General features: G+C 36.6%; 22 protein-coding genes, 1 pseudogene and 2 other annotated features. Of the genes and pseudogenes, 16 read left to right on the top strand and 7 right to left on the bottom strand.

The features are described 5' to 3' along the window. The first annotated feature begins 266 nt into the window (after window positions 1–266). Together WAX78_RS08010 and WAX78_RS08005 are read left to right on the top strand one after the other, a co-directional pair. Complete coding sequence (locus WAX78_RS08010) at window positions 267–2,021, top strand: peptidoglycan D,D-transpeptidase FtsI family protein (protein WP_336481759.1); 1,755 nt, start codon at window positions 267–269, stop codon at window positions 2,019–2,021. 100 nt (window positions 2,022–2,121) lie between these two features. Next, window positions 2,122–2,742, top strand: a complete 621-nt coding sequence (locus WAX78_RS08005) for a YrrS family protein (protein ID WP_336481758.1) — start codon at window positions 2,122–2,124, stop codon at window positions 2,740–2,742. Between the two features lie 32 nt (window positions 2,743–2,774). Here the strand turns inward: WAX78_RS08005 and WAX78_RS08000 are convergent, their stop codons facing one another. Next, window positions 2,775–2,990 carry a YrzA family protein gene (locus WAX78_RS08000; RefSeq protein ID WP_336481757.1) on the bottom strand — a complete coding sequence of 72 codons (216 nt, stop codon included), beginning with the start codon at window positions 2,988–2,990 and terminating at the stop codon, window positions 2,775–2,777. Window positions 2,991–3,126: 136 nt separating this feature from the next. On the opposite strand from WAX78_RS08000, the gene WAX78_RS07995 reads away from it, so the two are divergent. The 6 genes from WAX78_RS07995 to WAX78_RS07970 all read left to right on the top strand — a co-directional run bounded on the left by WAX78_RS07995 (window position 3,127) and on the right by WAX78_RS07970 (window position 9,849). Next, window positions 3,127–3,765, top strand: coding sequence for a class I SAM-dependent DNA methyltransferase (locus WAX78_RS07995; RefSeq protein ID WP_336481756.1), 639 nt, complete (start codon window positions 3,127–3,129; stop codon window positions 3,763–3,765). A gap of 14 nt (window positions 3,766–3,779) precedes the next feature. Then, window positions 3,780–4,475, top strand: a complete 696-nt coding sequence (gene mtnN, locus WAX78_RS07990) for a 5'-methylthioadenosine/S-adenosylhomocysteine nucleosidase (RefSeq protein ID WP_336481755.1) — start codon at window positions 3,780–3,782, stop codon at window positions 4,473–4,475. A gap of 85 nt (window positions 4,476–4,560) precedes the next feature. After that, window positions 4,561–5,484 (top strand): O-acetylserine dependent cystathionine beta-synthase, encoded by a 924-nt coding sequence (locus tag WAX78_RS07985; protein ID WP_336481754.1) that lies wholly within the window; start codon window positions 4,561–4,563, stop codon window positions 5,482–5,484. A gap of 2 nt (window positions 5,485–5,486) precedes the next feature. Beyond that, the gene (locus tag WAX78_RS07980; RefSeq protein ID WP_336481753.1) at window positions 5,487–6,620 is read left to right on the top strand and encodes a bifunctional cystathionine gamma-lyase/homocysteine desulfhydrase; all 1,134 of its coding nucleotides are present in this window, start codon (window positions 5,487–5,489) and stop codon (window positions 6,618–6,620) included. Between the two features lie 263 nt (window positions 6,621–6,883). Continuing rightward, complete coding sequence (gene adhE / locus WAX78_RS07975) at window positions 6,884–9,487, top strand: bifunctional acetaldehyde-CoA/alcohol dehydrogenase (RefSeq protein ID WP_336481752.1); 2,604 nt, start codon at window positions 6,884–6,886, stop codon at window positions 9,485–9,487. A gap of 125 nt (window positions 9,488–9,612) precedes the next feature. Next, window positions 9,613–9,849: a YrhC family protein gene (locus WAX78_RS07970; protein WP_336481751.1), complete on the top strand. Its 237-nt coding sequence runs from the start codon at window positions 9,613–9,615 to the stop codon at window positions 9,847–9,849. A 185-nt stretch (window positions 9,850–10,034) separates the two neighbouring features. Here WAX78_RS07970 and WAX78_RS07965 read toward each other — a convergent pair whose 3' ends face one another. Beyond that, the gene (locus tag WAX78_RS07965; RefSeq protein ID WP_336481750.1) at window positions 10,035–10,790 is read right to left on the bottom strand and encodes an HAD family hydrolase; all 756 of its coding nucleotides are present in this window, start codon (window positions 10,788–10,790) and stop codon (window positions 10,035–10,037) included. A gap of 88 nt (window positions 10,791–10,878) precedes the next feature. On the opposite strand from WAX78_RS07965, the pseudogene WAX78_RS07960 reads away from it, so the two are divergent. Continuing rightward, window positions 10,879–10,972: pseudogene (locus tag WAX78_RS07960) on the top strand (LacI family DNA-binding transcriptional regulator); the annotation flags it as partial. A 75-nt stretch (window positions 10,973–11,047) separates the two neighbouring features. After that, window positions 11,048–11,563 (top strand): GNAT family N-acetyltransferase, encoded by a 516-nt coding sequence (locus WAX78_RS07955; RefSeq protein WP_336481749.1) that lies wholly within the window; start codon window positions 11,048–11,050, stop codon window positions 11,561–11,563. A gap of 62 nt (window positions 11,564–11,625) precedes the next feature. Here the strand turns inward: WAX78_RS07955 and WAX78_RS07950 are convergent, their stop codons facing one another. Further along, window positions 11,626–12,171 (bottom strand): helix-turn-helix domain-containing protein, encoded by a 546-nt coding sequence (locus WAX78_RS07950; RefSeq protein WP_336481748.1) that lies wholly within the window; start codon window positions 12,169–12,171, stop codon window positions 11,626–11,628. 157 nt (window positions 12,172–12,328) lie between these two features. Between WAX78_RS07950 and WAX78_RS07945 the strand changes: the two genes are divergently transcribed. After that, window positions 12,329–12,733, top strand: coding sequence for a DoxX family protein (locus tag WAX78_RS07945; protein WP_336481747.1), 405 nt, complete (start codon window positions 12,329–12,331; stop codon window positions 12,731–12,733). Between the two features lie 200 nt (window positions 12,734–12,933). Here the strand turns inward: WAX78_RS07945 and WAX78_RS07940 are convergent, their stop codons facing one another. From WAX78_RS07940 to WAX78_RS07930, 3 genes are all read right to left on the bottom strand, one after another. Then, a complete protein-coding gene (locus WAX78_RS07940) occupies window positions 12,934–13,080 on the bottom strand; it encodes a tRNA U-34 5-methylaminomethyl-2-thiouridine biosynthesis protein (protein ID WP_336481746.1) in 147 nt (48 codons plus the stop codon). 71 nt (window positions 13,081–13,151) lie between these two features. Continuing rightward, window positions 13,152–13,463 carry a 4a-hydroxytetrahydrobiopterin dehydratase gene (locus WAX78_RS07935; protein WP_098307926.1) on the bottom strand — a complete coding sequence of 104 codons (312 nt, stop codon included), beginning with the start codon at window positions 13,461–13,463 and terminating at the stop codon, window positions 13,152–13,154. Then, entirely contained in the window at window positions 13,444–15,198 is a 1,755-nt protein-coding gene (locus WAX78_RS07930; protein WP_336481745.1) for an aromatic amino acid hydroxylase, read from the bottom strand. Before WAX78_RS07930 ends, WAX78_RS07935 begins: the two co-directional genes overlap by 20 nt. A 161-nt stretch (window positions 15,199–15,359) precedes the next feature. Further along, window positions 15,360–15,585, bottom strand: a binding site (T-box leader). 50 nt (window positions 15,586–15,635) lie between these two features. Beyond that, window positions 15,636–15,861: a binding site (T-box leader), on the bottom strand. A 199-nt stretch (window positions 15,862–16,060) separates the two neighbouring features. On the opposite strand from WAX78_RS07930, the gene WAX78_RS07925 reads away from it, so the two are divergent. From WAX78_RS07925 to WAX78_RS07915, 3 genes are all read left to right on the top strand, one after another. Further along, window positions 16,061–18,133: a peptidoglycan D,D-transpeptidase FtsI family protein gene (locus tag WAX78_RS07925; RefSeq protein ID WP_336481744.1), complete on the top strand. Its 2,073-nt coding sequence runs from the start codon at window positions 16,061–16,063 to the stop codon at window positions 18,131–18,133. 104 nt (window positions 18,134–18,237) lie between these two features. Continuing rightward, window positions 18,238–18,549, top strand: a complete 312-nt coding sequence (locus WAX78_RS07920) for a hypothetical protein (protein ID WP_336481743.1) — start codon at window positions 18,238–18,240, stop codon at window positions 18,547–18,549. Between the two features lie 9 nt (window positions 18,550–18,558). Then, a complete protein-coding gene (locus tag WAX78_RS07915; protein WP_336481742.1) occupies window positions 18,559–19,782 on the top strand; it encodes a TolB family protein in 1,224 nt (407 codons plus the stop codon). A gap of 451 nt (window positions 19,783–20,233) precedes the next feature. On the opposite strand, the gene WAX78_RS07910 is transcribed toward WAX78_RS07915, so the two are convergent. Further along, window positions 20,234–20,728, bottom strand: a complete 495-nt coding sequence (locus WAX78_RS07910) for a GNAT family N-acetyltransferase (protein WP_336481741.1) — start codon at window positions 20,726–20,728, stop codon at window positions 20,234–20,236. A gap of 260 nt (window positions 20,729–20,988) precedes the next feature. Here WAX78_RS07910 and WAX78_RS07905 point away from each other — a divergent pair, with 260 nt between their 5' ends. Continuing rightward, window positions 20,989–21,564, top strand: coding sequence for a histidine phosphatase family protein (locus WAX78_RS07905; protein ID WP_336481740.1), 576 nt, complete (start codon window positions 20,989–20,991; stop codon window positions 21,562–21,564). A gap of 356 nt (window positions 21,565–21,920) precedes the next feature. After that, entirely contained in the window at window positions 21,921–22,421 is a 501-nt protein-coding gene (locus WAX78_RS07900) for a DoxX family protein (RefSeq protein WP_336481739.1), read from the top strand. Window positions 22,422–22,466 lie beyond the last annotated feature (45 nt).

Below are 22,466 nucleotides of genomic sequence, written 5' to 3'. Positions count from 1 at the left end.
TTTTTCATCTCCCACTGATGGAAAGCTCTCACCAATCGGGCTTTTATGGGCAGTTATTCCACATCTATCTGCTTTGCTTCCTTCTCAATCTTGAGATGGGGGTCTTACTGCCCGCGAATAGCGGGATAAAGTGAAACTTCTATCAGTGAGGGGTTGCTGCCCGCAAATAGCAAGATAAAGAGAACCTTTACAATATCAAATTTTTCTGTCTGTTTGTATAAAAAGAATTACACCTCGTCAACAATGAAAGACGAGGTGTTTTTTTTATGAAAATGCAGCAACGAATTATCATGATTTTAGCAGTTTTTATGTGTATGATGTTTATATTACTTGGCCGTTTAATACAAATTCAGCTTGTGAAAACGGAGTCGTTTACAGATAAGCATATTAATTTAATTGAAAAAAGCGTTGCTCAGCGTACACAGGCAGTTATTGTAGACGATGGACGTGGCCGTTTTACTGATCGAAATGGTAAAGAGCTGGTGGATGATAATCAGATGGTTTTAATTTTATTTCCATTATTGCGAAGTGCGAACTGGCCGGTGCAAAAGGTTGCCAATATCATCGGAGTACGAGAAAAGGAATTAGAGCAGCAAATACGAATAGCAAACAAACCCGTTATATTTCAACAAGATGAAAAGCCGTTGAAATTAACGAAAGAACAAATGCAGCAAATTAATCATTTAAAGATTCCAGGTATTTTGGCAGTCCATGCAAGATTGAAGCAAAATGGCATTATAGCAGAGCATCTCATCGGTATTACTGGAGAAAATGAGGAGCAGTTTGTAAAGCGGTATGGGGAAAAAGAAAAGAAGAAAACACCAATCGGTATTTCAGGGCTACAACGCTCGTTTGATGAGTTTTTATTATCAGATGGAGAAGCAAAAATACTATATCATGTTGATGGGCAAGGAGAACCAATTTTCGGAAAAAAAGTTAAGTATACATATCCTGCTAATCCTTTTTATCCACTTGTTATAGAAACAACATTGGATAAAAGTTTACAAGTGAGAGCAGAGGAAGTTATTAACCAGTACAAACTTGTAAAAGGCGGTCTTATATTACTTGATATTCAAACAAATGAAATTTTAGCAATGGTGAGTAAGCCATCTTTACATACAAACAACAAGGAAGCGTATAAGCAAGGTGCAAGTAATCAAATGCTTATGCCACATTTTCCAGGGTCTGTTTTTAAAACTGTCATTGCAGCAGCTGCTATTGAGGAAGGAATACTTACAGCAAAGCGAAGATTTGACTGCGATATGGATCTTTACGGAGAAGGGAAAGCAGATAGGCTGATGGGGAAGCTATCTTTTACAGAAAGCTTTGCTCGCAGTTGTAATCGTACGTTTGCAGTGCTCGGGCGTGAACTCTTACAAAAAGATAGAATGGTGCTTGAGAAGTATGTAGAAGCGTTAGGGGCAGCAAACAGCGTTGGATGGAAAGGGTCTGTTTTTCATACATCTTCATTGCAGCAGCTCATAGAAGAAAAAGAGGGAACGACTTGGCGTGATGAGAGAGATAAAACGGTTCGAAAAGCAATTGCACAAACGGCAATCGGTCAAAAAGATGTTCGGTTATCACCGCTAGCTGTCGCTAATATGATGGCAACAATTGCAAGAGGAGGTGAAAAGCAAGAAGTGAAAGCTGTTCGGAATATTACATATAAAAATGGAACGAAATTACTTCATTTTGAAGATCATCTACTGCGAGGGAAAACACTCAAAAAAAATACGATAAAGCAAATGCAGCAATTATTAAGAGGTGTTGTAACGTCATCGAATGGCACAGGCTCCGCCTATCAATCATTACCATTTACAATAGCAGGGAAATCAGGAACTGCACAAACAGGGAAAGAGAATCGTGAAAATCGTTGGTTCGCTGGTTATTTTCCGTATGACAACCCTCGCTATGCTTTAGTTGTTGTTGATTTAGAAACGAATAGGAAAGACAATGTCGTCACACACATTTTTGCCGATTATGTGGAATCCATTGCTAAGTGGGAAAACAAGAGAAACTGATAAGAAATATTTTCATTTTGTGAAAAAGTAGTCCTAATCCTTCAACCTTTGTGCATTTGATGTTACAATAACAAGTATGAAAAATGTCATGGAGGTTTGAATGATGGCAGGAACTAGATTTCAACAAAAACAACAAAGGCGTCGTCAAAATGGTGTTTTGAATATTGCAATTGGTATCGTACTATTAGCGGTAGTAATTGTAGCATATCAATTATTCTTTACTTCTGATAAAACAGAGCAAGTTGCGTCCAGTGATAAAAAGGTAGCGCAGCAAACTGAAAAAGAAAAAGAAGCAGCAGCTAAGAAGAAAGAAGACGCGAAAGCAGCGGAGCAAAAGAAAACAGACGAAGAAGCAAAGAAGAAAGCGGAAGAAGAAGCGAAAGCAAAAGAAAATGAAAAAGTACCCGCAGAGAAAACAAATGCAAAAGCGACAGAAGCATATACAAAACCAGCTTGGAAGCCAGTTGGTACAGAGCAAGGTCAATCACCAGCAATGACATTCCAAAAAGGAAGCACTGACTGGAATGAGATGATGAAGGCGATTGGTTATGCAATTGATGTCCCAGCAGATCAGTTGATAATTCACCGTATTGGAAATAACGGAAAACAGAAAGCATACGGTAATGTACAAGATAAACAATCAGGTAAAAAATATTATGTAAATATTGATTGGGTAGAAAATGAGGGTTGGAAACCAACGCTTGTTCAAACCCTAAATTAAAAAAGAGAGAGGTGATAAAGCCTCTCTCTTTTTTAGCGCAATTTTTTCAATTTAAAATGAACAACAGCGCTATAATATGGTCGCTTGCTTTCAGGATCCATAATCATTTGATGTGAAACGTGATGTACTTCCATCATAAGTGCCTTATTATTATCGATTTGTTCAATGATTTTCTTTTCTAGCGATGCTAAGCTAGCTGCTTCAAAAAATTCAACTTTATCTTCCATCATTTCAAATGTAAACGACATGAAGCACACCTCTTTCCGCATGTTCATAATTTAGTGTATCAAAGAAGACTAAGAAATACCATGTGCATTTTTATTGACTTTTTAGCGTATAAGGCATATTATACTGATAAATCCGATAAGAAAAAGGGGAATTTTTATGGGTACAGAATTTAATGAACTATTCGATGAATGGGCTCATACGTATGATTCTTTCGTACAGGGCGAAGACATACAATATAAAGAAGTTTTCGCTCATTATGAGGAGATTTTAGAGGATGTAGTAAATAAATCTTTTGGAAATGTTTTGGAATTTGGTGTTGGTACTGGCAACTTAACAAATAGATTATTGGCTGCCGGTTACAATGTTTATGGTATAGAACCGTCACAAGAAATGCGGGCGATTGCGAAACAAAAACTTCCGCAAGATGTATCGATTATAGAAGGTGATTTTCTAAACTTTGTTGCTCCTTCGCATGTTGATACGATTGTTAGCACGTATGCTTTTCACCACTTAACAGATGAAGAAAAAAATGTTGCAATTGCGAAGTATAGTCAATTGCTAAATAAAGGTGGTAAAATAGTGTTTGCTGACACGATATTTGTAGATCAAGAAGCATATGATAAAACTGTTGAATCTGCACAAGAGCAAGGATTTCATCAGTTAGCAAATGATTTACAAACGGAATATTATACACGTATTCCAGTCATGCAATCTATTTTTGAAAACAATAGCTTTCAAGTCACGTTCACCCGTATGAATCATTTTGTTTGGGTAATGGAGGCAACGAAGCAATAGAAAGAGGGATTAGTTTGAGAATTGCTGTAATCGGAGCAATGGAAGAAGAAGTACGTATTTTACGTGACAAGTTAGAACGAGCAGAAACAGAAACAGTTGCAGGTTGTGAGTTTACGAAGGGTACACTAGCAGGTCATGAAGTGATCTTGTTGAAGTCTGGTATTGGTAAAGTAAATGCAGCAATGTCAACAACGATTTTATTAGAGCGTTATAAGCCTGAAAAAATTATTAATACAGGTTCAGCTGGTGGATTCCATCATTCTTTAAATGTAGGGGATGTTGTGATTTCAACAGAAGTTCGTCATCATGACGTAGATGTAACGGCATTTGACTATGAATATGGTCAAGTACCAGGAATGCCGGCAGGATTTCCAGCGGATGAAGAACTTGTTGCATTAGCTGAAAAATGTATGCAAACAGCAGATGGCATTCAAGTTGTAAAAGGTATGATTGCAACTGGAGATTCATTCATGAGCGATCCAAACCGCGTTGCATTTGTTCGTGAGAAATTTACTGATCTGTATGCAGTAGAAATGGAAGCAGCAGCAGTTGCACAAGTTTGTTATCAATATAAAGTGCCATTTGTAATCATTCGAGCACTTTCTGATATTGCTGGTAAGGAATCGGATATTTCGTTTGACCAATTTTTAGATCAAGCAGCTCTTCATTCTACAAACTTTATTGTAAAAGTATTAGAAGAGTTAAAGTAATGTAGCAAAAAGGCAACTGTTTCATATATAAGATATACATACAGTTGCCTTTTTCTTTTGAGGTATTAGGTAAGGAGGAAATACGATGAAAGTGTATCGCAGTGTTCATGACCTAATCGGACATACACCGCTTGTTGAAATTACACACTTTTTACTTCCAGAAGATGTTCGGCTTTTTGCGAAGCTTGAGTTCTATAACCCAGGAGGAAGTGTAAAAGATCGGTTAGGGCGAGAATTAATTGAGGATGCTCTTGCTAAGGGGCTTGTTACGCCGGGTGGAACAATTATTGAACCGACAGCTGGCAATACAGGAATTGGACTGGCACTTGCAGCACTTGAGCATAATTTACATGTTATCGTTTGCGTTCCAGAGAAATTTAGTATTGAAAAGCAAGAACTTATGAAAGCTCTTGGCGCAACGATTGTTCATACACCAACTTCAAAGGGTATGACAGGTGCTATTGCAAAAGCAGAAGAGCTTCTTAAAGAAATTCCAAATTCATATTCTCCATGTCAATTTGCTAATGAAGCAAATCCACGTGCATATTATAAAACATTAGGTCCTGAACTGTGGGAAGCACTAGACGGAAACATTAACATATTTGTCGCTGGTGCTGGTACCGGTGGAACATTTATGGGAACAGCGTCATATTTAAAAGAGCAAAGTCAACAGATTAAAACAGTAATTGTTGAACCAGAAGGTTCAATTTTAAATGGGGGCGAAGCCGGCTCTCATGAGACAGAAGGAATAGGACTTGAATTTATACCACCGTTTCTGAATCCATCATATTTTGATGCCGTTCATACGATTTCAGATCGTGATGCATTCTCACGTGTGAAACAATTGGCACAAAAAGAAGGACTTCTTGTTGGTAGTTCTTCGGGTGCAGCGCTTCACGCAAGTTTATTAGAAGCAGAGAAAGCAAAGCCAGGTACAAATATTGTAACAATTTTTCCAGATAGCAGTGAACGCTATTTGAGTAAGGACATATACAAAGGATGGGAATAAAAATGAGAAAAAAAACGAAATTAATTCATGGTATTCATATCGGAGAACCTTCAACTGGAGCTGTAACAGTACCAATTTATCAAACGAGTACGTACAAACAAGAAGGTGTAGGGAATCATAAAGGGTACGAATATTCACGTACGGGAAATCCAACTCGTGCAGCCCTTGAAGAAACAATTGCTGTTCTTGAAAATGGTCATGCAGGATTTGCATTTGGATCAGGTATGGCAGCAATTACAGCAGTGATGATGCTTTTCTCTAAAGGGGATCATGTTGTTTTAACAGATGATGTATACGGCGGAACATACCGTGTCATGTCAAAAGTATTAAATCGCTTTGGAATTGAACATACATTTGTTGATACAACAAACTTAGAAACGGTAAAAGAAGCAATTCTTCCAAATACAAAAGCAATTTATGTAGAAACACCGACGAATCCGCTTTTAAAAATTACAGATATTAAACAAATTGCAGCACTGGCTAGAGAACAAGGCTTATTAACAATTGTTGATAATACATTTATGACACCGTATTGGCAAACACCAATCTCCCTTGGTGCAGATATTGTACTTCATAGTGCAACAAAATATTTAGGTGGTCATAGTGATGTTGTCGCTGGAGTAGTAGCTGTAAATAGTGCAGAATTAGCAGAGGAGCTTCATTTCGTACAAAATTCAACTGGTGGTATTTTAGGACCACAAGATAGCTTCTTATTACTACGTGGTTTAAAAACGTTAGGAGTACGCATGGAGGAGCATGAAGCAAATGCTCGTGCAATTGCTGAGTTCTTACAAAATCATCCGAAAGTAAACAAAGTGTACTATCCAGGACTTAGCAGTCACTATAATCATGACTTAGCAGCAGAGCAAGCAAATGGCTATGGCGCAATTATTTCATTTGATGTAGATAGTAAAGAAACATTAAATGCTGTCCTTGAGAAAGTACAATACTTTACACTTGCTGAAAGTCTAGGTGCAGTAGAAAGCTTAATTTCAATTCCTTCTCAAATGACACATGCTTCTATTCCAGTAGAGCGCCGTGCAGAACTAGGAATTACAGATACATTAATTCGTATCTCAGTTGGAATTGAAGACGGAGAAGATTTAATTGAAGATTTAGCACGAGCATTAGCATAATGGAACAAGCACTACTGAATGAAGTAGTGCTTGTTTCTTATAACTTAAATTTGTGAAACATTTCACAAATTAGACACACACAAATAAAAATATCTCGTGTATAGTAAGAACATGAAACAAGATACTTTACACATATTTATGTGAAATGTTTCACAAACAATGAAATTCATGTAGAAAAGGTAGTTCTATTTTTTTAGCTATCAGGGACAAATTTAGACCCTTAAGGACGTTTTTTGCCCAACAGCAGAATAGGAGGAAATTACATGGCAGTCAAAGAGAAAGTTGTAAATGAAATGCAAGAAGTAACAGAGATGATTGAGGCGTTAGTAAAGAACGGTCAAAAAGCTTTACAAGCATTGGAAGGATTTACACAGGAACAAATTGACAACATTGTACATGAAATGGCACTTGCTGGTGTAGATCAACATATGCCACTAGCAAAAATGGCTGTTGAAGAAACAGGGCGCGGTGTGTATGAAGACAAGTGTATCAAGAATATTTTCGCAACTGAATATATTTGGAATAGTATAAAAAACGATAAAACAGTGGGAGTTATTCGTGAGGATCCACATGAGGAAGTTATAGAAATTGCAGAGCCGGTTGGTGTAGTTGCAGGAGTAACGCCAGTAACAAACCCAACTTCAACAACGATGTTTAAAGCAATCATTGCGATGAAAACGAGAAACCCAATTATTTTTGCATTCCATCCTTCAGCGCAGCAATGTTCTATTGCAGCTGCTAAAACAGTGCGCGATGCTGCAGTAAAAGCAGGAGCACCAGAGAATTGCATTCAATGGATTGAAAGACCTTCTGTTGAAGCGACAAAGCAACTTATGAATCATGAAGGGGTAGCACTTGTTCTAGCAACAGGAGGCGCAGGAATGGTGAAATCAGCATATTCAACTGGTAAACCAGCTTTAGGGGTAGGACCTGGTAACGTTCCTTGTTATATCGAAAAATCAGCACATGTAAAACGAGCTGTAAATGATGTAATTTTATCGAAAACATTTGATAATGGTATGATTTGTGCTTCTGAACAAGCGATTATTGTAGACAAAGAAATCTATAATGACGTGAAACAAGAAATGATAGCGAACAATTGTTACTTTGTAACAGCAGAAGAACGAAAAAAATTAGAGAAACTTGTTATTAATGAAAATACATGTGCAGTAAATAGCGATATCGTAGGGAAATCCGCTCATTATATTGCAGCTTTAGTTGGGATTACAGTACCTGAAGACACAAAGATGCTTGTAGCTGAAATTAAAGGAGTCGGCGCAGCTTATCCGTTATCCCGTGAAAAATTAAGTCCAGTATTAGCTTGTATAAAAGCCAATTCATTAGAAGAAGGACTGCAGCATTGTGAAAATATGTTAGAACTTGGCGGTTTAGGACATTCTGCAGTCATTCACTCTACAAATACAGAAGTACAAAAACAGTTTGGTTTACGTATGAAAGCATGTCGTCTTATTGTAAATGCTCCGTCAGCACACGGCGGAATTGGTGATGTATATAATGCTTTTATTCCATCACTTACACTTGGATGCGGATCATACGGAAAGAACTCTATTTCTCAAAACGTAACGGCAACACATTTACTGAATATAAAAAGACTTGCAAACAGAAAAAAGAATATGCAGTGGTTCAAGCTGCCACCAAAAATTTATTTTGAAAAACATGCAACGCAATATTTAGCGAAAATGCCGAACATTTCACGCGCATTTATTGTGACAGATCCTGGAATGGTGAAGCTTGGATATGTTGATACAGTAACGCATTATTTACGTCAACATATGAATGATGTAAAGGTAGAAGTATTCTTTGAAGTAGAACCAGATCCGTCAGATGAAACGGTATTTAAAGGAGCAGAAATGATGCGAAGCTTCAATCCGGACGTGATTATTGCTCTTGGCGGTGGATCAGCGATGGATGCAGCAAAAGGAATGTGGCTATTTTATGAGCATCCAGAAACAGAATTTTTTGGTATCAAACAAAAGTTTTTAGATATTAGAAAACGTACATGTAAATATCCAAAACTAGGAACTAAAGCACAGTTTGTTGCGATTCCTACAACATCTGGAACAGGATCAGAAGTAACGCCATTTGCAGTTATTACAGATAAAAAGAACAATATTAAATATCCGCTTGCTGATTATGAGTTAACACCAGACGTTGCGATCGTTGACCCGCAGTTTGTTATGACAGTACCGCCGCATGTGACTGCTGACACAGGAATGGACGTATTAACACATGCAATTGAAGCGTATGTATCTATTATGGCAAACGATTATACAGATGGATTAGCCTTAAAAGCAATTGATCTTGTCTTTAAATATTTACCACGTGCATATAAAGATGGAAATGACGAAGAGGCTCGTGAAAAAATGCATAATGCTTCAGCAATTGCTGGGATGGCATTTGCCAACGCGTTTCTTGGTATTAACCATAGCTTAGCACATAAAATTGGACCGGAGTTTCATATTCCGCACGGACGTGCTAATGCAATCTTAATGCCGCATGTTATTCGCTATAATGCAATTAAACCGAGAAAACATGCGCTATTCCCTAAATATGAGTACTTTGTTGCAGATGAGCGTTATGCACATATCGCAAGAATGCTTGGTCTTCCGGCAAGCACAGTAGAAGAAGGCGTAGAATCATTAGTACAAGCCATTACCGCTCTTGGAAAAGAATTAAACATTAATATGAGCGTTGCTGGCCAAGGTGTTGAAAAAGAAGCATTTGAAGCGGTTGTTGATGTACTTTCTGAACGAGCATTTGAAGATCAATGTACAACAGCAAATCCGAAATTACCGCTTATTTCGGAATTAAAAGAAGTATATATGCAAGCATATAAAGGTGTGTAATGAAAGAAAGAGCCGTGTGTATTGCGGCTCTTTTCCTTATGGAAAACATCTCCCTCATTGGTTGTATTTACTTGCCTACGAAACGATGAAAATATGATACAGTGAAAAGGAGGAGTGATTAAAGAATGAAAGGATTACAGCAAAAAATTGCTGATTATATTCGTTTCGGTCAAGTCATGTTAGCACTAAGTGCATTTTTAATGCTCGGTTTATTACTCCCAAATGGACAAAAAGAAATGGTGCAAATGTTTGCCATGATGGGTGTGATTGCTACTTTTTTAGGCGGTTCTTTTTATTTTTTCTACCGTGCAAGAGAGCTGCGTGACAAGTTAGAGGAGAACGAACATGAACAGATGTTATAGATAGAAAAGCTACTTAAAGAGTATATATCTTTAAGTAGCTTTTTTTGATGAAAATATTGTGGAATGGGTGCTGAGTGTAACAAAGCTGGGAGCATATGAGCATTGTTTTTTACATTCTTTATTCTACATCGCCCTATTCGATTTCTATATATTAAATATGGTATGAATGCAGTAGACAGCTTTGTCTACTGTGTTTTTTTAGTTAAAACTTGAATATCAGTGTAAGCTGTAATAATAAAATCAGCATATGGTGTCAATTCTTCTATTGCATGTTCGTGATTTGCAATCCCTACAGCAATACTGCCAGCATCTTTGGCCATTTTTACGTCAACAACAGTATCTCCAATCATAATAAGTTCATTTGTTTGAATCCCAAGTTGTTTACATGTTTTTATAATCATCTCCGGGTTCGGCTTTCCGCATGTTACATCTTCTGGAGTAAGAAGAAAATGTAGAGTTGGTACGGGAAGAAGTTCTATACACTTTTTTGCTCGTAATTTAGTATCTGACGTTAAAATCCCTGTATAAATTCCTTCACTTTGCAAGGAATTTATACAGTCAGCCGCTCCTTGAATCGGATGAAAAGCATTTTCAATGCATAATTCTTCATCGCCTTCTTTAAAAATAGTAGCGGCAAGTTCTTTACAGCGATGCCATGGATATTTTGTTATTTGATATAATAGGCTTGCCGTAACAATTATTTCATCCTCTTCAGGTGCAACAGCTAGTAACCCTTTAAAATCAACGTGATCAGGATGTACGAAACCAACTGCTTTTTCCCAAAGTGATTCGTATTCATCGCCAACAATTTGCAAAAATTTATATTTTCGCAGTCTATCAATTTCATACCAAAACGGGATAGCTTGAAATAACGTACCATCCTTATCAAAGGCAACTGCTTTGGTATCAATAGTTTCTCCTAAAATTTGAATTTTCCCCATATTTAAGGTCACCTCATTTATAATAGATATGTAACTTACTATATACTGTACATTCTGAAATGCGTTACAGGTCAAGGGGGGATCTACGATTTTTACAATTGAAGATATCGCTAAATTAGCTGGAGTTTCTAAAGCGACCGTTTCCCGTGTACTCAATCATCATCCGTATGTTCGTACAGAATTAAGAGAAAGAGTGCAACGAATACAATTACCTATTTCAGTTATAGAAAGAGAATCGACAAGAAAGGGGGAAGACCGTGTTTCACACGAACCGTTTACAATTTCGGAAATATACAATCGATGATTTAGATTTCTATGCTTCTTTATGGGCAAACGAACAAGTGATTCGCTACATTGGGAAAGGAATTCCCAAAACGTATGAACAATGCAAAAAAAGTCTTGAAAGCTGGGTTCTTTCAGGATATGAGCGTGGACTCGGTTTATTCATGATGTTACATAGAGAGACGGGAGAACCAATCGGTCATGCAGGGCTTGTTCGTCAGCGTGTTGATGGAAAAGAAGAAATTGAAATTGGATATTGGCTGCTTCCAAAGTATTGGGGAAACGGATATGCGAAAGAAGCCGCAGCCGCTTTTCGTGATTACGGCTTTCAAGTACTTAAGCTTCAGAAACTTATTTCTCTTATTAATCCCAATCATCCAGCTTCTATTTTTGTGGCAAGAAAAGTAGGTATGACTTATGAGAAGACAGTGTTATTCCATGATATCGATGTTCTCGTTTATTCGATGAAAAGAACAGGGTTTATAACTTAAACAACCTGTTCTTTTTTTTATTTTATAAAAAAAGCACTGCAAACAAATTTGTTTACAATGCTTCAATATACATGTTTTCGATTTTCAGTATGGCTTGAAATAAGAAGAAGTGCAGCTGCATCACCAATATTACGAACGATGTGTGGTACACATGCGCTCCAAGAAAACGAATCTCCTTCTTCTACAATGGCAATATCTTCTCCATGTTGTACTTCTAATTTTCCGCGTAAGACAAGATGACATTCTTCCCCTTCATGAGCATTCGGTGTGTTTTCTTTCGGAAAGCCGGGGGGAATTTCTACTAATGATAAACGAAGTCCGCCTTGCTCAGCTACATGTTCAATCCTTTGCTGATCTTTTCCATAAATACTATATTTGCGTTCTTCTTTTTTAACAATTTTCATTCGATCTTTTTGCTCTAATAACAAATAAGGAAGAGGAACATTTAAAAAATGAGCGATTGTTTCTAGAGTAGAAATAGATGGGGACGTTTTATTGTTCTCCACTTGGCTCATAAATCCTTTAGAAAGTCCTGTTCCTTCACAAATTTGCGCAATTGTAATACCCCTGCGCTGTCGAATTTCACGTATTGTCGAACCAATATTCATAATGCTCGATCTCCTTTTTCTAAACAGATATTTGTATCATAGCAAATCTTTTTTACTTTTTCTCAATAAAAATCAATTGACGAATAAAAAATTTTATTGTATGTTTTGTATTGTGAATAAAAGTTTTATATAACAAAACAATAAAGGAGAACGAACGATGAATCAATATATTGGTAATTTAATTATTCGAATTGTGTTAGGAGTTACGTTTTTTGCTCATGGTTTAGCGAAGTTCCAAGCAGGAATCGATAACATAGCAGGTTGGTTTACAAGTATTGGTTTACCAGGTGGTCTTGCATATGGCGTTGCGACAGTAGAATTAGTTGGTGGTATTTGTTTAATTATCGGTTTAGGTGTAAGATATGTCGGACTATTATTTGCACTTATTTTAGTTGGAGCAATTGTAAAAGTAAAATGGTCAGCTGGTTTATTAGGAGATGGGAAAAATCCTGGATATGAAATAGATCTTGCATTATTAGCAATGGGCCTTTACTTATTTGTTGTAAAAGCAGAAGGATTTTTAGATCGTTTCTTAAAAGCAACAGTATTGAAAAAAGACTAGTACTCATTCACAACAATTGATTTGAAATATTTCATGATTGGACTAACAGGTAAGTATAAAGCATATTGGGACATCTGTTATATAGGGCAATGGAGTATATCATATTTATTTCCGTGTGAGATAGAAAAAAGGAAGCTTAAATAGTGGCTTCCTTTTTGTCTTTTTTCGATGTAAGAAGCAATAAGCCGAAGTACGAGATGCTATCTCTTATTCTTTCCAATTTGATACCCAGAAATTGCACCTAGTATGAAAAGAAATAAACTACCCGAATTGTAATTGTTTGTGAAGAAACTAATGATTAGCCAAGCAACAAATGCACCGAGGAAAAGTTGAATGAGGTGTTTCAATTATGTTCCTCCTACATGTTTAGTTATATAAAATGAACCAGCAGAAAAGTTTCTGGCTGGTTCATTTTATATTATCTTACAATTGCTTTTTCATTTTGCAAAAACATCTCATCAAACTGTTTTGCCATTTCAAAATCAAGTTTTGTCAAACCTTTTGCATTCCATGATGACAGCGTGATAATAACTGCTTTATACTGGATAAGGATAAATGGATGGTGATTGCGTTCTTCTGATAGTTTGGCCGCTTCAGAAACAAATTCGACACCTTTTAAGTAGTCGGAGAACATGTATTTTCGTTCAATCCATTTTTCGTCTTTTACTGTCCATTTATCCAACTTCATTAACTCTTCTTGAACTTCTTCATTAGTTAGTCGTTGCATTATTTGTCACATCCTTTATTGGAAGTAAGGCAAGCCCATTATTGATTAAACGCTGAACTTCTTCATTATTTTTAAAGGAAGAAAGCTGTTGTAATAATGCTGCACGTTCTGGAATCTCCACTTTATGTTCTAGTAATAACTCTAAAATCTCAAGGCGCAGTAGCCATTCCTTTTCATAAAACTTATCTAATACGTGATGGATTGCTACAAGCTGTTCTATAAGCTGTTCGTGTAATGAACCTTCGCTGCGAATATCACGAACAGTTTCGTACATTTTTTCAAGCTCTGTTTGTGTGCGCGGTGCAGGTATAACTTCTTCTTCTTCTGCTATTGGGAAGAAAGCTGCTGGATCAGCTGCACCAGGGAAAACAGAAGGAATTGCTGAACCAACTGCCATATCAAATGTACCCCATGCCGCATCGAATAATAAGCGATCTTTTAAAGTGACTGTACAATTTGTAAATGAAATGACGGCGACTTTTTCCTCATTTCTAATAATATCGGTTACTGTCCCTGTCACATGTACACCGCTTGTAAAGGCAAGCTCAGCTTTGTTACCAACAGAGATTCCTAATGTACTTAATTCTTCGTCTGTGCAGGACTCTAATGCGACATTGTTTTGTAACAACCCAATTGGTGTACCAAACCCATCTTGGTGCACATTTGTAGAATGATTTGGTAATTGTGTATGATTGATAGCTAGTGCAGTTGGACTACCTGTTTTTATATAAATAGCTTCACCGCTTTCATCTTTTACTACTTCAACTAGTGTTCCTGTAATTTGTAATCCGCTGTTTAAAGTAACTGTCGCTGTATTTTCAGAACGCAGTGCTTTATCTAAACCTTTTGTACCGCCTGATTTGAATGCCATTGTTTCTGAGAATTTTTCAAGCGCTTCAATCAGTTCTTCGAAAGAGCCGCATACAAAAAGCTGAGGCTGCATTTTTGTTACGTCGTAGCTCGTTTGAATACATGATTCAATGGAGAACGGTACTTTTTTGACAGCGTCAGTTAAACAATGCTTGCTTTCACCTACAGAGGAAAGAAGTCCAGCACCGTAAATTTTCGGATTTTGTATATCGCCAATCAATCCGTATTCCACTGTCCACCAGAAAAGACGGGAAATTTGTTCTGCTTCTGATAGGCCAGAAACATGTTTTTGTTTTTCTTCCACTTCTTTCTCTGCAGCAATAATTTCTTCTGGAGTAGATGTACGGCTTTCTTTTACAATCGTTAATTGACGAACTGCTTCAAACAATTCGTGTTCTTCTTTTGTAGAGAAAGCTTTTGCTCCAATCTTTCCGAACAACTTTACATATTTTGCATATGTAGGGTCGAGTAAAATTGGGGCATGACCAGCTGCTTCATGAACGATATCCGGAGCTGGTGTATATTCAATATTTTCCACTTTGCGAATATCTGTCGCAATTGGCAGGAGACCATGTCCTTGGAAATCAAAGAATGCTACGCCAGGAATCAATCCGTCAATTGTAACAGCCCCCCAACCGCTCGGTGCTAAACAATCGTTCATTTCTTCCACTTTTGGAATGGCATCTATATTAATACCGGAAGACTGCAATCCGTTTACGTATGCTGGATGTGCAACGTCTTTTAAAAAGTTATGATTTTGTCTCATAATGTAGCGCCATACAGCGTGATCAATGGGTGTGTATTGGTCGTAATGCTGCTTTGATACATAAGGTTTTAAATGTGATGGAATTTCTGTTGTTCTTGTCATATAGATATCCTCCTTTTATGTAAAAAAATGCTATGTGTTATTTTTTTATGTGCATCACTCCTTTCAAAAAAATGTAAGCGCTTCTAAAATTTTATCATAAAATTCAGAATTGTTTAATGTTTGTTTTACTGCAAATAGAAAAAATCCCTATCGGAAAATCCGATAGGGACGATAAAAATCGCGGTACCACCCTACTTGTAAACAAAAAACTGTTTACCACTCTCTTAAGATAACGGAAAGATCCGTCTTTCCCTTCATGAAAGGTTCACTACGAGAAAGAAGCTCCAGAATTGTAATTCATGTTTATATATGTACTGATTTGCACCAATCATCAGCTCTCTGAAACAGGGATATAAGCCACTACTATTATTCTATCAACGCGTATATATGAAATTGTTTAAAAGGGTGGAACGCAAAAAAGCCCCTATCGGAAATCCGATAGGGACGATAAAAATCGCGGTACCACCCTACTTGTAAACAAAAAAACTGTTTACCACTCTCTTAAGATAACGGAAAGATCCGTCTTTCCCTTCATGAAAGGTTCACTACGAGAAAGAAGCTCTGGAATTGTAATTCATGTTTATATATGTACTGATTTCCACCAACCATCAGCTCTCTGAGACAGGGATATAACTACTACTATGATTCCTTCAATGCCTATATGTTTTGTTCAAATAAACTATGTTTTGTATTATAAAACTATCACTTCGAAATTGTCAACAATAATTATAGTGGAAATATACAAAAAATAAAATTTGAAAATTATTATTTTCTAGAATTGTAAAAAAATGTTGTTTGGGAAACCTTTCTATTTTATTATATTATATGGATGTTTTTGTCGTAAAAGAAAAGGGTGAGAGGGATGGGGAAGAAGGAAAAGAAAAATTATATGCATCTCAGACTGAATCTTCTGTTTTTTGCAGTGTTTATAGCATTTTCAACACTTATTTTTCGTTTAGGTTTTTTACAGATTATTAAGGGGGAGAGCTATAAGCAAGAAGTGGCGAGGGTAGAAAATGTAACGACAAATGTTTCTGTACCACGGGGAAAAATATATGATCGTTATCATCGTGTTATTGTAGAAAATAAGCCGCTGCGAACAATTAGTTATACGAGGTCTAAAAGTTCCAAAAAGGAAGATCGTTTAGAAGTTGCAAGGAATTTAGCGAAGTTAATTGAAATGCCAATAGATAAAGTTACAGAGCGTGATAAAAAGGATTTTTGGATAGAGTTGAATCCAAAGCAGGCCGAAAAGAAAATAACAAAAGAAGATTTACAATTACTAAAAGACAAAAAAATTAGTGATAAAGATCTTTATAAGAGGCAGTTAGAACGTATTACGGAAGAAGAGTTAGCAAAGTTTACTCCAGAAGACATTGAGGTTTTGGCGATTAAGCGTCAAATGGAAGGTGGACATGTTTTAACTCCTCAAACAATAAAAAATCAAGGGGTGACTGATCAAGAATATGCAATTGTAAGCGAAAGGTTAGCAGAGCTTCCCGGAGTAGATATTACAAGTGATTGGGATCGCAGCTATCCATATGAAAATATGTTTCGAACGGTACTTGGTAGTGTTACAAATAGTAATGAAGGGTTACCGAAAGAGAGACTAGATTATTACCTTGCTCGAGGATATAACCGGACGGATCGAGTAGGAAAAAGCTATATTGAGCAAGTACATGAAGATGTCCTTCAGGGTAAAAAATCGCAAGTGAAAAATGTGACAGATGAAAACGGTGCTATTATGGAGACAATATATCTTTCTAAAGGTGAACGTGGCAAAGATTTGTCTTTAACAATTGATATGGAATTGCAAAAGCAAGTAGAGAAAATTATAGAAGAAGAATTACAGGCTGCGAAGCGAAATGGGGAGCATCTCATTGACCGAGCGTTTGTCGTTATGATGAATCCGAAGAATGGTGAGATTTTGTCTATGGCGGGAAAACAGTTTGTCGAAAATGAGGAGCAAATACAGGATTTCGCACTTGGAACGATGACGAGCTCTTACCCAATGGGGTCTGTTGTAAAAGGGGCAACGGTGTTTACAGGGTATCAAGAAGGTGTTATTCAACCTGGTACGTCATTACTAGATGAGGAGATTTTAATTTATAAAACACCAGTTAAAAAGTCATATAAAGTATTTGGGAACATTACGGATTTACAAGCATTACAAGTATCGTCCAATGCGTATATGTTTAAAACAGCAATGAAAATTGCAGGGACTGATTATAAAGCAAATATGAAGTTGAATGTGAAAGAAGAGGCATTTCGCAAGATGAGAAGTTCATTTAGTCAGTTTGGGCTTGGTGTTCCAACTGGCATTGATTTACCGAATGAAGCAAGCGGTTTAAAAGGACTTGCTGATAAACCAGGTTTTTTATTAGACCTTGCGATTGGTCAGTATGATACGTATACGCCTCTGCAATTAGCGCAGTATGTCTCTACGATTGCGAACGGAGGATATCGATTAAAGCCACAATATGTGAAAGAAATTCGTAAACCAACAACGAAGGAAGGAGAAATAGGTGCTGTTGTTCAATCCAATGTACCAGTCGTACTAAACAGCATTGGTATGAAGGATAGCTCTTATCTCAAGCAAATACAAAAAGGATTTCGTATGGTAGTGGAGGCGCCTCCGGGAACAGGATATTCGAATTTTGGACAAGACAATCCCTATATGCCAGCAGCAAAAACAGGAACAGCCGAAATTTACTATGATGGTCCTAATAAGGAACTTCGAAAATCTGGCTCAGATGGAAAAAGTCCAAAATGCTACAACTTAACATTTGTTGGGTATGCGCCGTACGACAATCCAGAAATTGCATTTTCTGTTGTTGTACCATGGGTTGTGAATGATACAGAAAATCCGGTGAATAAAAAGATTGGAAAGCGCATTTTAGAAGCATATTTTGAATCGCAGAAAGTGAAAAAGTAAGAAAGAAGGCATAGAGTGTGCCTTCTTTCTTACTTTTTCACTTTTTGTATACTCTTTGGTTGAGTAGCGAAATGCTATAAGAAAAAGGTAGGAAGGAAAAGTTTATGGAAATGGAGCAAGGGATATTACCATTATTAATACACGGGGCAACAATCTTTTTATTGATTTCTTTTGTTATTGCTGCACTGTTATGGTGGAAAACAAAATGTGGTGTATATGGCTGGTTTTTTAGTCATCTTATATTTCTAAGTTTTGGAATTGCAGCTTGGGTACATATTTTACAAGAACCACCTGTTGGAGAGGGATTTGAGTCGGAATATAATTCGCTTTATATTGGAATTGCCGGTTTATCGTGGGGAGTTAGCATGCTATTTTTCATAAAAGGAATGCAGAGAATTGCGAAGCTTGTAAAGTGAGGTGTTCATATGTTTAAGTTGTTCATATTTATTTGTTTTTTCTTTAGTGCAGTTTCAAGTAGTTATGCGGAAAATGTGCCAATACAAGTTGCTTTTATTCGTAACCATAATCTCTGGATAAAAATAGATGGGAAAGAAAAGCAGATAACAAAAGGAGAACGTATCGTGAATCCAAAGTGGTCATATGATGGAATGTGGCTTGCTTATGCAAAAGGAAAAGAAGCAAACCGGCTTGAATTATATCGAATTTCAGATGGAAAAAAGGTGATGCCTTTTCTAGTGGATGCAACAAACTATCAATGGTCACCAAAGCAAAACATCATCGCCTTTCAATTTGGTGAAGTTTTAAACATATACGATGTAGAGCACTCGCAAAAAGGTTTTGAGAATGTATCGGTTGGTGTGGGAGATTATGGATGGTATCCTGATGGAAAGAAATTTCTCGTTTCTTCTATGTCTCATTTACTGCCAACAGGATGGACAGGTGCTGAATTATTTCAAGTGCCGCTGGATGCAAATTTAGACCGTAGTAAGATCAAACATTTTTACACCTTACCAAAAGAATCACCACAATTTTTTGCAATTGTAGCAAGTTTGTTCCAATGGTCACCCGACAGAAAATGGATTTCATTTTTAGCAACACCAACTGCCTCTTGGTCGATGGATAGTAACACATTATGTATAATTGGAGCAGATGGAAGCAGGTTTGAAGCAGTTGATCACATGTTGATTCAACCAAAATGGTTTCAATGGGCACCGTCAAAAAATATTCTTGCATACATAGAAGGAGAAGGACGCTTTACCGTCGAAAATAAACATTTAAAATTAAAAGAACTTCCTGCTTTTCAGCAAGCTACTTTCACTCCAAAAGGTTATGTTGATTGGGATTTCACTTGGAACAGTAATACGTTGATTACAATTTCTAGAGCAAAGGAAACGGAATGGTCCAATGATCCGAAGCAACGTCCGCAGCCCTCACTATATCAAATCAATGTTGCGAATGCACAGCAACGTCAAATTACAACCCCGCCAAAAGGGTATGGAGATTATTATTCGTACTATATAAAACACACAAATCAACTTTTATGGATGCGCTCTAATCGCAAGCAAGCCGATATGTGGATCGCAAATGCAGACGGTTCACAAGCGAGAAAATGGATTCAAAATATAGACGAAGCCGCAAATTATTATGAGAAACGAGATTGGGAGCATGTTGTATCCGTAAAGGAATAAAATATGCGTTCTCTATTTGTAGAGACGCATATTAAAAGGGTGTATAGTTTGTGAGAGATTTTTCGGCATTTATGCAGCGTTGTATCCATTGTGTTTCATATTGTGAATGAGATAAAATCCGATACTGTAAATGACCGATATGAAAAATCTTTTCTGATAGACACCAATCTACACATAATTTATATAAGTCATAATGTAATGGATCGTTATCCCAATAGACAGAGATCTCTTTTATATTTGCTTGCCAATATAAATATGCACGCGTATGACCATCTGTAAAAAAAATTTATCATCTAATTTTTTTACGGGTAATGGCGCGTGTAAAGCAAATGCAGATGGTGAAAAAAACTGTTGCAATTTCATTATTTTGTCGTTGTTTAGAAACAATTGACTTGGTTGCACTTTAAATATATCGATAAAAAAAGAGTTCATTTTGGATTACCTAAGTCTTTTATAAGATTTTTGCTATATAATATTCATTCCTTGGTTGTCCATCAATAATTACACCATGCACAGCTTCACCTTCAATAACAAATCCCATCTTTTTATATAATGCAAGGGCTCTTTCATTATGAGACATGACTGTTAATTCTAGACGCAGTAATTGTTGTGTGCGTGCCCATGTTTCAATTTCATGAAGTAATTGTTTGCCGATTCCTTGACCTGCATATTGCTGGAGGACGCCAATTACTAAATAGGCAGCGTGTTGCTTTCGCTTTACTGCTCCGCCGCGAGCTATTATATAACCAACAAGTTGCTCATCTTTCTCGGCTACTAAAAGTGTCGAATTATGTGGAGAGAGAAGTGCTTGAATCATAGATGTTTGTTTTTCTATTGTAAAGTTGCGTTCATGAGGTTCAAATAACATGAAATTTGTTTCTTGATCAATTGTTTGACATAGCTTTAAAAACGGAGCTGCATCTGCTTTAGTAATTTCACGAATCATCATAATCACCTATTTCTATTTTTATATAACATATGATATTCGTTATGTAGATGTTGAACTCCTGTAAGGAAAGGGTCATATTACTTTGTTTCCCCCTTAAATTTAAATATATGTGGATCCTCTCTTTTACATAAAGAGAGGATTTTTTTGTAAAGAAGAGAAGCTTCTATGATTGAGAGTTTGTTTAATCAATCTTTGTTTTATATAAACAACTTCACGTTGATGCAGAATAAAAAGAGGGGAAAGAAAGGGACAGTGATATGAAACTTATTTTTGTCAGACATGGAGAAGGAGAGCATACAACAAATCTGCCGAATAGTTTACGGACGAATCATCCATATCTCACAAATAAGGGAAGAGAACAGGCATTATTACTACAAGAAAATTTACCTCTATGTGAGAGCGATGTATTGATTGCAAGTCCAACGGTTCGAACATTACAGACAGCTGCGTTATGGAGTGAACAAGTGGCTTGTATGAAAGTGGTTCATCCGTATATTTCACCTCGCATTTTTCCATATCGAGAAGGAGCAAGAACGTTACCTTGTGACAAAATGTTAAGCCAAAGAAACATGCAACAGTTGTTCTCGCAATTTTCATTAGCAGAAGAACGCAATGACGAGTTATGGAGTGATGGAATCAATGCGATTACAGAGCTTGAGTTTTGCACGGCTGCTCATAGCTTCATTGAATGGTGTAAAACATTACAAGTTGCACGCGTAATGATCGTTTCTCATGATGGAACGATTACAGCATATAGGCAATATGTAATGAAACGAGTACTAACGAGGGAAGATTTTTTAGAGGAAACAGGAATGTATGAAATTCAATTGTAGTAAAAGAGAACTTAAAATAAAGTGAAACCTCCATCAGTGAGGGGGAAGTGCTTACAAGAACCTGGTCGTGTACTAGCGATAAGTAGGAGTCTACTCATTTAAAAAGATAAAAGTACGCTTTTTTATAAAATTTGACATTGAGAAAATTATTTTTTACAAATAGTAATGAAAATCATTATCATTTGTGTTATTATATGTTCAAGTTTTTATTTGCAAATAAAAGTGGTTATATAACGTACGTTTGAAGTATTTTGTGCAAATTGATAAAAAGCATTCATAATGAATGAAACGAAAACCGGTTATGAATGTTGTTGTATTCATGTAATTTATTTAATTACAAAAATCAGGAGGAATGTATGGTTATTCAGTTTTTAAGAGAGAACAAAGCAGTTTCCTTTTTACTAGCAGCAGTGCGTATTTATATTGGATATACGTGGCTTATGGCAGGGGTGAAAAAACTAACAGGTGGCGGATTTGACGCAACAGGTTTTTTAAAAGGAGCAATTGAACAAGCATCAGGAGCTCACCCAACAGTGCAATCATGGTGGGCATCCTTTTTAAAAGAAGTAGCAATTCCAAATGTAGAGCTATTTAATTTTTTAGTTACATGGGGAGAAATTTTAGTTGGAATAGGGTTAATTGTTGGATGTTTAACGAAAACAGCTGTATTTTTTGGCCTTGTAATGAACTTTTCCTATATGTTTAGTGGGTCAACTGGTGTGAATCCACAATTAGTAATCTTGTCTATGTTGATTTTAGTTTCAGGTTATAATGCTGGCAAATTTGGTGTAGATGGACTTATTTTATCAAAAATTTTCAATAAAAAATCACGCAATTATAAAAAGCAAGCTGCTTAGCGTATAAAGTGAAACTTCCGTCAGCGGGGGGCTTACTGCCCACGA

This window comes from Bacillus yunxiaonensis (assembly GCF_037104695.1).
Taxonomy (GTDB): Bacteria; Bacillota; Bacilli; order Bacillales; family Bacillaceae_G; genus Bacillus_A; species Bacillus_A yunxiaonensis.
Note: the sequence above shows the minus strand (reverse complement) of the source record. Positions and strands in the feature narration are given on the sequence as shown.